This is a genomic window from Sphingobacterium tabacisoli, from assembly GCF_017908035.1.
Taxonomy (GTDB): domain Bacteria; phylum Bacteroidota; class Bacteroidia; order Sphingobacteriales; family Sphingobacteriaceae; genus Sphingobacterium; species Sphingobacterium tabacisoli.
In genome coordinates this window covers 43,412-55,993 of record NZ_JAEQMU010000004.1, presented here as the reverse complement: position 1 = coordinate 55,993, position 12,582 = coordinate 43,412, and the positions used below count along the sequence as shown (strand labels likewise).

The following is a 12,582-nucleotide window of genomic DNA, read 5'->3' as shown; positions in this document are numbered from 1 at the left end:
TCATTTGATAGAAGAAAAAATATAATCATGCAAAGGTATATTACATACGCATTTATTATGCTGACAAGTAGCTTGATGCTGCTGTCTTGTATGGACTCTTATATGGGACTAGAAAAGTTAAGTATAAGTTCCGAAAAGCCAGGGAAACTGACCGTAGATAAAGTGGAGCCCAGATCCGGAGGATTGGAAATTTACTTTACGCTACCTAAGGGAAATCCAAATAATGTTCAGGTTATAGCAACCTATAAAAGTAAACTGGGCAATACCGTCGAGTTTAAGGCTTCGCGTTACAGCAATGTGATATTAGTTGAGGGGCTTACGGGGACTGATGAGGTGGCTGTAGAGCTCGTGAGTATGGATGAAAGTGGTAATAGGTCTGATGTCGTAGTGGTCAAGGAGAAACCTCTATTATCGCCCGTAGAAATAGCGCGGCAAAGTTTACTTGCTATACCTGCATTCGGGGGGGTAAAGCTGACATGGGAAAATAATGAGGCACAGGCTTTTGCCATCCACGTATTGACAGAGGAGGAGATACAGAAAGGAGTTGTCAAATTGATGGAGGATCCTTCTAAAAGGGTGTATAGCTCCAGTTCGAAAAATACAGCGGTGTATTTAAGGCAATATGGTGATTTTGAACAGAAATTCGGATTTGTACTGACCGATAAATGGGGAAACCGAACGGATACGCTTGTTCAATTGATTACGCCTTATAAGGAAGAAATTATTGACTATAAACTGGTGAAGGCTGTGAGCAATTTTAATCCTACTTACGGAACGGCAGGTCTTGATTATGCCTTAAAAGGGGTCGATCCGGTAACCGGAATACAGAATGATGGAACAGCTCACTCGGCAACTTTTCAGCCACAAACTATGTTTAATGGAATCACCGCCGCAAATGAATATTTGGCTTATAAGTTTTTTGTTCAACAGGCCGGAAGCACAGCTAAATCTTATGTGCAGGACTTGTATGCTACATTTGACTTGAATCAGGACCTGCGTCTCAGTAGGGTACAGGTATATCCTCGTCCTAATGCTTCTTATCTCTATACCCGATCGAGTGTAAAGCGGTTTAAAATATGGGGTACCAACGATGCTAATACATCCCGTTGGTCTCGTTTTCCAGATGGTTGGACATTAGTAGGGGAGTATGTTGGTAAGATGCCTGTGTTTCCTTCTGCTATTACAGATGAAGAAAGGGATTACTTCTATAATAAGCAGGAGTTCTCTATCGTAGATGACAATATTAATCCCGAGGCCAAACCCGCATCCTCCTTTAGATACATGAGATTACAGATGATGGAAGCGTATACAGCAACAGAGACGTTTTATACTATTAATGAATTTAAGCTATTTGGTGAAGTCCTTAAAAAGTATTAATCAAATTATTTTTAATCTGACTATTCCATATGGTCGTTGAAAATCAAATTATATACATATGAAGCTATCATGATTGATTCAATCGCACAAGAGAATGAAATAGATATGATGGCAAAAAACAAATTTAAACGGATGAAACATATACTATATTTAATTGCAATAGTTTTTACTTTATCAATCGCTGGGTGTGATAATGCGGATGATCTATTAAACCAATATATCAAAGATGGCCCTATCGTATATGCAGGTAAAATTACAGACTTAAATATTAAATCTGGGCATAAAAGACTGGGTATTGGTATTTATCCTGCGGAGGATGTTAATAGAGCTTATTGTATGTTGCGTTGGAATACTGGAAGTGGCGCCAAAGATTCGCTGAAAGTGGATTACATACCTGCTAATTACAATGCTGTCTATCAAAGCTATTTTACAACGATTGAAATGCCTAGCATAGAAGGTAATGTATTAATAGAGGCGTGGAATGTCGATACCTTTGGTAATAAATCGCTTTTGACAAATAAGGGCGGATTCGTCTATGGTGAAAAGTATATTAAAACTTTGATGCCGTCAATTGTCAAGTTCACTGCAGGAAATAAAACTGTAGAGTTTGATAACAAGATAGGGGTAATTGATAATTTAGTGAGTTACCAGCAGACTAATGGAGAGTTTACAGCTGAAGAGAAAGTGGTAAAGAGTTTACCACTTGTAAATCCACAAAAAGGAGGAAAGGTACGTAGTAAAACACGCTATCTAATTAATACGAATGATTTAGATACATTAGTAACTGGAAATTATCTGGAAACATGGATTCCCTAACTGTAATTAGAAGAGATTGATTGAACTATGCTTGGTGATTTTTTCATCAAGCATAGTGTTTATCTATTTAGATTTAATGATATGAAAAAGATACTTTTATCTATTGTGATGTTGGCGTTTATTCATTGTTCTTTTGCCCAAAAGAGTTCTTTTGAAAAAGATCAAAAGAACTATGATAATGCGGGGGTAGAGACAATAAAGAGGTTAAATAAAACAAGTCCACTCATATTAAATGAGGATCGGTTATCGCTATTAAAAACGATCGAAACGTATTCAGATCCCTATTCTGACGGTCCATTTAAAGAATACCTAAAAAAATCTGAGGAAGAAGCCGAAGAATTGGAACATAAAGAACCTATCCTTTATGCCTATAGAATGGCTTTTGAAAAGGTGTTGCAGGAGGTGAAAACGACAAAGGTCAAAAAGGGAACAGCATCGGTATGGATGCTATATAATATGGGATTTGTGGTAAAGACGGCTTCAGGTTGTTTTGGAATAGATGTAGATCATCGCTTAGCAGAAGAACTGGCTCCTTATTTGGACTTCCTGTACATCACGCATAATCATGGTGATCATGCTAATGTGAAGTTGATAGCGGCAATGAAACAATTGGGAAAACCTGTAATAACCAATTTTGACGTAGATAATGCGCCATACTTTTCGACCACTGCGACAAGTTACAAGATCGGTAATTTTACATTACAAACCGATATATCAGATCATCTGCGCAGTCCAGATTTGCCGGATTTTGTAGCGGTGGTTCGTATTGATTGTGGGGATGATACAGGGAATTTTTCTTTGCTCCACTGTGGGGATTCCGGATTCGATCCAAAACGGTTTAAGAAAGTACAAGGGCCGGTGGATGTAGTTGTATTGCGATGGGGAGCGGCAAGAGAAAATGAAATTTTGGGACAGGGTGAAGGTCAGGTACAAACCAATTACGCTGTTCTGTCGCATTTGATCGAAATGAGACATAAGCCATATCCTAAGGGGCAGGCTTCGATCACGCAAACATTAAAGCATCTTCCTAATGTGAAGTGTGAAAACACGATTCTGCCTTTTTGGGGAGAGAGATTGGTCTGGGAAAAGGGAGGGTTGAGATAAGGTTGTTTTAGTGAAAGACATAATATGCTCCTCATGTTAGGGGCATGTTATATAATGGTTATGTAATTGATTGGTTTAGTCATTTACAGGGGGTTTTATTTAATTTAGTAGCGAACTATTTATTAGCCGCTGTAGTTTCATTTTTTAAATTTATTCGATGCGGCGTTTGATTTAATTTGCTTAACTTAGTTATGCTAACAAAATTATTTAAACCTCTGGAATGTGAAAGATGACCTAAAATATGTCGAAATTTTATGTCTTGGGCATGAACTTGGCTTACAGTATTTTATTACAGAACTTGGGGATCCGCTACATTTTTTTGCCTACAGGATTACAAAGAACAAGGAAGTCTCGGAAGAGATTGTTTCAGAATCATTTTGTAAGCTCTGGGATAGACGGGAAACAATGACTAGTTATGAAGCTATTAAATCCTTTTTGTTTTTAGTGACCAGAAATTCCTGTTATAATCACATGGGGTCAGCATACCGTAAAAGAGTATCTTTATCACAGTCCGAATGGACAGATATCGAAGGGAAAGACAGTGATATGTTGGGGCAGATGATTTATGTGGAACTGATTATGCAGATTGTTGAAGAGCTGGAGAAATTGCCCAAACAGCAGGCTGATGTTTTTCGTATGTCTTATTTGGAAGGAATGGATACAAAAGAGATCTGTGATGCATTAGGAACGACTACTAGTACGGTGTACTTTGCAAAGTCAAAAGCACTCTCTACGCTCCGGGTAATTTTCAAAGAGAAGGATATTAACCTTTATACGGCATTTTTGTTAGTGACTTGTTTTGGACACCATTTTTAATTGTTCAGATTGATTAGTCTCAATTAAATCACTTTAATAAAAGTATAACAAGAACAGCGCCCGAGAGATCGGGCGCTGTTTTTTATTATTCTTGTTTTTTATGTTGCGCTTTGACGTAGTCAATCATAGCGTCTAATTCTACTCGGATTTTTTCACCTTCAGAACCTACTTTTTTGAAAACAATCTGCCCTGTTGGACTTAGGATAAAAGAGGTAGGAATCGAGGTTACTTCCAGTTTAGCATTCAGTTTTTTGTCCTTATTGTAGTAAACCGGGAAGTTGTATTGTTGATTTTGGGATGTCCATTTCTGGGTGTCTTCCAAGCTATTGCCACTGCCTGTATTGAGGATTACAAATAGGATACTGCTGTCGTTTTTATACTTTTCATAGACCTTTTGTACATAAGGAAATGAAGCAAGGCAGGGTTTGCACCAGGTGGCCCAAAGGTCGATTACGACCACTTTACCCTGTAGATCTGCTGCCGTCAACGCGCGACCTTGCAGATCGACAATAGACAATTCCTGAGGGAAAGCTTTATTGTCAATTACCTTTTTATCTAGTTCGCTGAAGTAATCGGTTTTCCATTCTTGTAGTAGTTGCTCTTGATAAATTATGATTTGATTGTTACCAAACCCCTGGTTTACTAAGCTTTCAGCTAGCTGTTTTAAAATATCCTGATTATAGGGTGTCTGCTTGAAGGCCTCTCTTAATACAGCAGTCTGCTCTTTATAGTTGGATTCTTGTTTATATAGATCTGCAATCTTTTTAAGTAATGGGACGTCGTCTAGCTTGGGGTACGCCTGGGCTAAAATCTGCCACGCGACATCCTTTCTATCTCGGTAATACTGTATCAGTCCCTGTGTGGCTAATATTGTAGCTTTGGCCTTTGCTGTTTTCTCTGTCTTCTGGTCATCGTGTGCGACCAAATATCCTGTCTCAGGAAAATAACGGACCAGTGTAACGGGGAACTCTTGGATATGGTCCAGAACGAGTTTGTTCAGGACATAGGCCGAGTCCAATAACAGCTGATGCTCTAATAGTAAACTTGCATATTCGCTATACGAGCGCCAGGTATAGGGATTGGTCTCCTTTTCTTTTATTAACGAAAGGTAATGTGCCGCTTGGGAGGCATCTTTCTTTCGTACATAGTACTCGAACAGGTAAGCGTAAGCCGATTGGAATGCTTTTTCATTTGTTTTATTCTTGTTCTTGAATAGATCATTTATTCCCTGTACCACATGTACACTATCTGTGCTCTTGAATAGTTTATTGAGTTGATTGGTTATGCCTAATTCGCTATTGGGAAATTCGTTTATTACGACTTGCCGGATAGAATCTAATCGTTGATTTTCTCCGATGATTAGGTAGCCCATGGTGACTTTATTGAGGTTGCCGCCATCGGTAGGGTTACTCCTGAATTTTTTGTCGATTACCTGTAAGGCTTGTTGGTGTGCTTGCCGCTGTTGTATTTCATCCCCTTTTTTCATCTCATAAGCAAGTACCCTAAGCTGTGCCTCATAGTTTGTTGGGAATAGTTCTAATTCCTTCTTAAAGTATACTTGTTGTTGCCGCTCCATGTCAGGTGATTTCCTGTTCTGGACACTTATGCTATAGCCCTTACCCAGATAGTTGCCTTCTTTTAACCTGCCGTCTTGGTAGACGAACAATTCGTAATGGGTACTGTCTGTCGGTTGTTGGATCCATTCGTTTTTGAAATCCGAAATTGTAAAGGAACTAAAGTTGGCATAGAAAGGTAACTTGAAGGAGACCTGCCAATGATCATTGTTTTTCTCCATTTTAAGACGCTGGGGCATCTCATAGTAATTGGAAGAGCTGAAGTTTAAATAGTAAGCACTGACGGTATCCGGTAATGCAGTTCGCTGTGGCCAAAAACGTATCTGTACGTTATCATTCGCAGTCGGTTTCTGAGGTTGGATATCGACAGGTGCCTGCTGGGCTATTAAACTATGGCTCCCTATAAGAAGGGTAGCCATAGCTGTCAAAATGCTCCTTCTAGTCATTTTGTTCTAGTTTTTTGTTGCTTAGCAGTATTGACTCGGCAATAGGAATCTTCGTGTCGGCTTGTGTAAAGTTGCCTTTGGTAACCGAAAGTACTGCAACTGCCCGATTTGTCCGTGCAAGGTCAAACCAACGGTGTCCCCATTCTCCCAAAAGTTCTAAGTGTCGTTCTTTCTCTAAAGCCAATGCCGTCTCTTCGGGGCTGAGTGTGTTTGGCAATAAGGTCAATCCGGCGCGCTCCCGTATCACGTTGATATCGGTGATTGCATCTACTGTTTTGCCCTGGTTCAAACGTGCCTCTGCCCGAATCAGGTATTGCTCTGCCAATCGTAATACGGTGTTGTATTCTGTTACAGGACTTCCTGTACGTACTTTGTACTTATAGGGCATGTAAAATGTACCTGATGCGATGGTATAAGGTTTCAGCCAGTTATCTTTTCGCTTGTCATTTGCCTCATAGGAGTCTAATGTAGGCTGATATACATTGTAATAACCTCGTGCGGTCGCTGTGGCGGGTACAATAGTAAATCCTTCCCAGGTATTAACACCCGCAGTAGTTGTATTAACTGTTTGTAGCTGCCAGATGGCCTCTTGGCTGGTCTTTAAGAATACGGTGTTCAGATCGCTGGGTATCTTATAACGGGTGTCATTGATTACTGTTGTAGCGGTGCTCTCTGCATTTTTCCAGTCTTTCTTGTATAGATATACACGGGAGAGGAGGGCCGAAACGGCTTTCTTGTTGGGACGGATACGCTCCGAGCTTGCTCCCTGTTGTGTGCCTAGGTATTCATCTGAAATATCGGACTCTGCTCTTATTAGATCCTCAACGACAAATTGATAAACTTCTTCTTGGGTAGAGGGACCTAATGTATTGGCAGTATTTATATCTGAAGTTGTCACCAGCGGGACTTTGTTAAAAAGGTTGGTAAGATAGAAAAAGCTAAAAGAACGGATGAAGCGAGCCTCAGCACTGAGTTGCTTTTTAACATCTTCATTAAGGCTCGATGCTTCTAGGCCTTCAATTATCTTATTAGCATGGTTGATATAACCATAGGGATGGCTCCAAAGACGGTCCAGGTAACTCGCACTCGGAGTGATATTGTTGAACCTATACTCGTCGTATGATGTAAATGCGGAGTAATAGTCATCCGAAGCACTTGATAGCAATAGTGTGAGTAAAGCACTGCCGAATTGGTTGTTATAGTTGTTCATTCCTACATAGAGCCCCAATACGGTAGCCTCGGCAGTTTTGTTGTCGGAGAACGCGTCTTCGGCCGCTACACGGTCTTTTGGAGGATCAATACTTAAGAAGCTCTCACAGGAACTCAGGTGGAGTATAGAAGCCAAACAGGCGGAATATAATAGGATTCTTTTACGTTTCATAATATGGAGTTTTAAAAAAATTAAAATGATACCTGTACGCCAAAAGTGTAGGTGCGTACACTTGGTGTGGTGATAGTTCTTACTGAACCAAATGGATTTACCTGAGATATAGCCGATCGATCAAAACCTTGCATCTCCGGATCCATACCACGGAATGAAGTCCAAGTAAATAGATTCTGTGCATTAAAATGTATACTCATCTGCTGGATATTGATCCGTTGGCTAAACTTGGATAAATCGTAAGATAATGCTATGTTTTTAAGACGTAGATAAGAGGCATCATCCCATACAGCTGTCGAATAGCGATATTGGTTACGGAAGTTTGTGAAGGCAGGGTTTGATGCGGTCGCGGTAGCTCGTGGAGTACTAGTGATATCTCCTGGTTGTTGCCAACGGTCTAATACAGCGACATCCATGTTTGCCATTGCACCGATATGGTTGGCCATAGGACCGTAACCTATACTAGGGCCTTCCTGTTTTACAAATTGAAGCAGGAAGCTCAAAGAAATATCCTTGTATGTCAATGTATTGTTAAAACCTCCATAAAAATGAGGCAGTAGGTCGCCCATGACAATAAAGTCACCTGCTTCGGTCAATGCGCCATCGCCATTCTGGTCCTTAAACTGCGCTAGGCCGGTCTGAGGATCTACACCTGTAAATTCGTAGCCTTTGACTATACGTATCGATTCGCCAATTACATATCTATTGGCAGCTGTAGAGTTTTCCAGATCGGGATATTTTAGAAGTTTGTTCTTTGGAATAGTAAGGTTTAGGTTGCTGCTCCAAGAGAAATTTTCTTTACGGATATTGGTGCTGCTCAACTCAAACTCCCAACCTGAGTTCTGTACAAGCGCGGGCTGATTGCCCAAATAGCTACTGAAGCCAGTTTGTGGAGCAAGTTGAATGTCGATAAGCTGATTGCCAGACCTATTGTTATAATAGTTGGTGGTGAGAAATATGCGGTCTTTTAAGAATCCTAGATCAAGGCCTAGCTCTCTCTTGGTATTCTCTTCCCATCTGTAATCAGGATTGTAGGCTTGTGTAGGAGATAATCCTGCTAACCCTTGGTAGGCAAAGCCTGGTCCCCAAGTGTCTAGGTAGCGATAGTTGCCGATTTGGTCATTGCCCGTAAGACCTAAACTACCACGTAGTTTTCCGAAACTCAATATTCCATTGTCCTTTAAGAAATCTTCTTCCGAAAAGACCCAGGCAGCGCCTGTGGAGTAGAAATTACCGTATAGGTAGTTGGGACCGAATCGGGATGAACCATCTCTTCTTCCACTCACATTGAACAAGTACTTGGATTTATAGCCGTAGTTGATACGTCCAAATACAGACTGGTACCGATAGTCACCGTAGTTGTATCCATTTACGGTCAGTGTACCTGCTGCTTTGATGTTTTCTAGCTGTGCATCTGTAGAGTACTTGGTGCCTGTTATACTTTGTCCTTCATTGACGGTCTGTTGCCAGGTGCCACCTAGTAACACCCGAATCTCATGGTCTCCGATTTGTTTGGTGTAGTTCAATTGTGGTTCAAAAATGATGGAGTTGAATTTGCTATCACCATATCGCGCACTCGATCCGGTATTGTTCAGGGGATTGAATCCGACTAATGGAAGTGTCTGTAGTTGGCTCATCGTTTGATGGTTGTATCCTAGGCTTATTTTGGCTTCCAGATCGGAGAGTAGCTGATAGGATAGGGTACTATTTGCTAGAAGTGATTTGCTCCGGCTCACACTACCGCGTTCTGTGTAGGCCATAGGGTTTTCTAAGCTGTTACCAAACCAGTAGTAACTGCCGTCTTCATTGTATAGCTGATAGTTTGGAGCTAGGTTATAGTACTGAGCAAGGTCAGATGCTATGGTATTATTCCTATCGGCATTAAAGTTAGCTGAAGCCGCTAATTTAAACCTACCTGAAGGGGATTGACTATTTATGGACAACATACTACCGCCGCGTTGGTAGTTTTTATCATTAGGCAATACATCCCCTTGTTTATTGTAACTTCCACTGAACAAATATTGCAGGTTGGAGCTACCACCTGTGAATGACAATTGCATCGTATTGAATGCCGCTTTATTTCCAAAAAGTTCCTTTTGCCAATTGTGGTATGAAGCCTGATCCCAGGTCAGCAAATCGGGGGCATTGGTTTCTGTCATTGCTGTGTTATCGTTTTTGAATGCCTCTTTTCGGATTTCAAGATATTGTTCCGTATTTAATAAATCCAATGTTTGGATAGCGTGGCTATTTCCGACATTCAATCCCGCATTGATACGAAGGTTTTGTGCACTTCCTTTTTTTGTTGTAATTAGGATAACGCCGCTTGCCCCTCTAGAACCGTATATAGCGGTTGCATCAGCATCCTTAAGTACGTCTATACGCTCGATATCCTTTGGGTTGATAATGGCTAGGGGACTCTGATTTCCACTGGCATTGGTAAATTGGTTCATCGGATTGTCTGCGAAGGGAACACCATCTATAATATATAAAGGGTTGTTGCCATTATCGATAGAGTTTGCACCACGGAGCTGTACATTGAAGGAGCCGCCAGGAAGACCACTATTGGAAGATATGCTGAGTCCGGCAATCCGTCCCTGCATAGCCGCTAAGGGATCGAGAACAGGCTGCTTGTCCAGATCTTTGGCTGTGACGCTGGATACAGAACCAACATTTTTCCGGACGGAAGAGGTTCCGTAACCGATTACGACTACTTCATCCAGGTTTGCCAAGTCCGGTGTTAGTGTGATGTGTAATTCTTGCTGACCCGCTATTACAACTTCTGTGCTCTTGAAGCCTACGCTGCTGAACACCAGTGTGTTTTTGGGTGTGGCCGTTATTTTGAAAGCTCCGTGTTCATCGGTAGCTGTCGTAGTATTCGTGCTTTTATTACGAATACTGACATTCAATAAACTTTTTCCATCCTCATCCACCACTGTTCCAGTTATACTTTGTTGGAAATTGTTGCTTTTTTCAGCCTCGGCCTTGACTACAATGGTTTCTCTGATGATTTGATATTTAATCTTTTGTTTTTTGAAGGCTTGATCTAAGATGGTTTCTATACTCCCGTTCTTGACATCCACACTAAAGGAGTTATTGATACCTATTTCTTTCGGGTCATAGACAAATTTGTAGTTGGTTTTCTGTTCGATGGCCTGTGTCAAGCGTTCAAAATTTACACCCCTTAGATGGAGTGTGAGTTTTTGGCTGAAGGCAAAACTACTCCAAGAAAAGAGTAGAATGTACAAAAAAGTAAAAGAGTACTTCATAATGTGATTAGATTGTTTATTTATTAGGTGTTATTTTTAATAGGTTGTCATGCATCTGATAAGGAATGCCTGAAAATTGTAGTATAGTTAGGATTTCCTGAAAAGGCTGCTGACGTGATATTTTACCACTCAATGTCTTGCGGTTGTATGCTGGGTCAATCTCATATTCAAAATTATACCACCTTGAGAGTTCTTGGACGATGTCTAACAATGGGGTATTGTTGTATTCGAAATATCCGTCTTTCCAAGCCAGTTGGTGTAGGTCGACCTGTTTCTTTTGGAGCTTATTCTGCCCGGTCAATGTGTTGACGAGGAGTGCATCGCCAGGTTCCATGATGAGCTCTTCCTTTTTGTGGGTCAGGCGGACAGCACCTTCTTTGAGAAATGTTTCAAAGGTGTGATTCGCTGAAGGGTAATAGCGGATGTTGAATTCAGTTCCCAATGCTTCGATTTGAGCATCGGCAACATGGACAACAAACGGCTTGGATTTATCTTTGGCTACTTTAAAATAGGCTTCGCCTTCAAGGTAGACTGTCCGGTTTTGTTGGTTATAATCTGCAGGAAGGGTCACTTTACTTTGCGCATTCAGAAAGACGACAGTTGCATCTGGCAATGTCAGTTTATATTCTTGCCCAGTGGAGGTGCTGACCAAAAGAGTCTCGCTTATATCTTGCTGTTTCAGAACGAGGGCATGACCGCTTATGGTACTTTCTTCTGTTTGGGAACCATGTTGGATATTAGCCTGAAATGTGCCTGGTTTGAAGCTTTGTGCAGTAAGCGTAATGTGGGAGGGCTTTTTGTCAGAATGCTGGTAATAATAAACCAAAAGACTTAGGCTTATTAATAATGCAATAGCTGCCGCAACTTTTGAGAATGTGAATCTATTGACTTTTGCAGGCTTCTTTTGGACGAGTTTGTCTTTGAATACGCTCTGAAAGTATTGATCTGTAGCTTCAATATCTTCCCATTCCAAGGATTGGAGAGGGGAGTTGTGTTCCGCTAGTTCGTTATACCAGGATTCTACACTGACTCGTTCAACTTCAGTACACTGATTGGTTACGTATTTACGTAGCAGTTCTCCTGTTATTTTAGGTGTTGCCATTATCCAAATTGGGTTAATTTGGTAGTATGACAAACAACTGAGCTATTAGTGGTAGAACAAAATGAAAATATATTTTAATTTTTTTCGAAGAATGACCAACGCGTTGTGAATCTGCTTCCTTACGGTGTTTTCGGAAATGGAAAGGTCTTCTGCGATTTCTTTATAGCTCTGGTTTTGGAATCGGCTTTTTTTGAAGATCTCGGCCATTTTTTTAGGAAGGTTGTCGATCTCTTGTTGAATGAGATAAGTGAGGTCTTTTTCCCGTAATGCTTCTTCGGGAGTGATCACGCTATTTAAGGCGTTGGCTGTAATGCTGTAGTCTGTAAATTTGTCGTTGAGCTTATTTTGAGAGATTCTATTGATTACCACATTTCGTATAGCACGGTACAAATACGAACTGTAGGAATGCGTAATTGTGACCTGATCCAATATGTCCCATAGATTGGTAAATACCTCCTGGACAATGTCTCGGGCTTCATCTTTATCTCCGATCATTTTGTAAGAATGGAGATAGAGTTTCATCCAATGGCTGTCGTACAACAGTGTAAAAAGCTCTTTCTTTTCTTTCGGATGCATAGGTAAAATTAACAAATTTTGCTTAAAAACAGCATTTATACCTTAATCTCTATAGTAAATAAGCTATCTGCCAGAGGAGTACTTAGCTGAGGTGCTATTGTCTGTTGGAGGCTATGCTATCCAT

The 12,582-nt window shown here is 40.7% G+C and carries 9 protein-coding genes; 4 read left to right on the top strand and 5 right to left on the bottom strand.

Going from position 1 to position 12,582, the window contains the following annotated elements; translation table 11 throughout:
• Window positions 1-27: 27 nt before the first annotated feature.
• The 4 genes from JKG64_RS14650 to JKG64_RS14635 all read left to right on the top strand — a co-directional run bounded on the left by JKG64_RS14650 (window position 28) and on the right by JKG64_RS14635 (window position 4,113).
• On the top strand, window positions 28-1,377 hold the full coding sequence (locus JKG64_RS14650; RefSeq protein ID WP_210355075.1) for a DUF5126 domain-containing protein: 1,350 nt from the start codon (window positions 28-30) through the stop codon (window positions 1,375-1,377).
• A gap of 69 nt (window positions 1,378-1,446) precedes the next feature.
• A complete protein-coding gene (locus JKG64_RS14645; protein WP_210355074.1) occupies window positions 1,447-2,193 on the top strand; it encodes a DUF4998 domain-containing protein in 747 nt (248 codons plus the stop codon).
• A gap of 81 nt (window positions 2,194-2,274) precedes the next feature.
• Window positions 2,275-3,297 carry an MBL fold metallo-hydrolase gene (locus JKG64_RS14640; RefSeq protein WP_210355073.1) on the top strand — a complete coding sequence of 341 codons (1,023 nt, stop codon included), beginning with the start codon at window positions 2,275-2,277 and terminating at the stop codon, window positions 3,295-3,297.
• A gap of 222 nt (window positions 3,298-3,519) precedes the next feature.
• A complete protein-coding gene (locus tag JKG64_RS14635) occupies window positions 3,520-4,113 on the top strand; it encodes a sigma-70 family RNA polymerase sigma factor (RefSeq protein WP_210355072.1) in 594 nt (197 codons plus the stop codon).
• An 85-nt stretch (window positions 4,114-4,198) separates the two neighbouring features.
• On the opposite strand, the gene JKG64_RS14630 is transcribed toward JKG64_RS14635, so the two are convergent.
• The 5 genes from JKG64_RS14630 to JKG64_RS14610 are packed head-to-tail and all read right to left on the bottom strand — an operon-like array spanning window position 4,199 to window position 12,458.
• A complete protein-coding gene (locus tag JKG64_RS14630; RefSeq protein ID WP_210355071.1) occupies window positions 4,199-6,133 on the bottom strand; it encodes a TlpA family protein disulfide reductase in 1,935 nt (644 codons plus the stop codon).
• The gene (locus tag JKG64_RS14625) at window positions 6,126-7,514 is read right to left on the bottom strand and encodes a RagB/SusD family nutrient uptake outer membrane protein (protein ID WP_210355070.1); all 1,389 of its coding nucleotides are present in this window, start codon (window positions 7,512-7,514) and stop codon (window positions 6,126-6,128) included. The genes JKG64_RS14630 and JKG64_RS14625 overlap by 8 nt, the downstream gene beginning before the upstream one ends.
• Before the next feature lie 20 nt (window positions 7,515-7,534).
• Window positions 7,535-10,780 (bottom strand): SusC/RagA family TonB-linked outer membrane protein, encoded by a 3,246-nt coding sequence (locus JKG64_RS14620; RefSeq protein ID WP_210355069.1) that lies wholly within the window; start codon window positions 10,778-10,780, stop codon window positions 7,535-7,537.
• A 16-nt stretch (window positions 10,781-10,796) separates the two neighbouring features.
• Window positions 10,797-11,882: a FecR family protein gene (locus tag JKG64_RS14615; protein WP_210355068.1), complete on the bottom strand. Its 1,086-nt coding sequence runs from the start codon at window positions 11,880-11,882 to the stop codon at window positions 10,797-10,799.
• Window positions 11,883-11,927: 45 nt separating this feature from the next.
• Complete coding sequence (locus JKG64_RS14610; RefSeq protein WP_210355067.1) at window positions 11,928-12,458, bottom strand: RNA polymerase sigma-70 factor; 531 nt, start codon at window positions 12,456-12,458, stop codon at window positions 11,928-11,930.
• Window positions 12,459-12,582 lie beyond the last annotated feature (124 nt).

Excerpts from the sequence above, each read along its gene's own strand:
- JKG64_RS14650 (WP_210355075.1), top strand. The coding sequence starts at position 28 with ATGCAAAGGTATATTACATACGCATTTATTATGCTGACAAGTAGCTTG.
- JKG64_RS14645 (WP_210355074.1), top strand. The coding sequence starts at position 1,447 with ATGATTGATTCAATCGCACAAGAGAATGAAATAGATATGATGGCAAAA.
- JKG64_RS14640 (WP_210355073.1), top strand. The coding sequence starts at position 2,275 with ATGAAAAAGATACTTTTATCTATTGTGATGTTGGCGTTTATTCATTGT.
- JKG64_RS14630 (WP_210355071.1), bottom strand. The coding sequence starts at position 6,133 with ATGACTAGAAGGAGCATTTTGACAGCTATGGCTACCCTTCTTATAGGG.
- JKG64_RS14625 (WP_210355070.1), bottom strand. The coding sequence starts at position 7,514 with ATGAAACGTAAAAGAATCCTATTATATTCCGCCTGTTTGGCTTCTATA.
- JKG64_RS14620 (WP_210355069.1), bottom strand. The coding sequence starts at position 10,780 with ATGAAGTACTCTTTTACTTTTTTGTACATTCTACTCTTTTCTTGGAGT.
- JKG64_RS14615 (WP_210355068.1), bottom strand. The coding sequence starts at position 11,882 with ATGGCAACACCTAAAATAACAGGAGAACTGCTACGTAAATACGTAACC.
- JKG64_RS14610 (WP_210355067.1), bottom strand. The coding sequence starts at position 12,458 with ATGCATCCGAAAGAAAAGAAAGAGCTTTTTACACTGTTGTACGACAGC.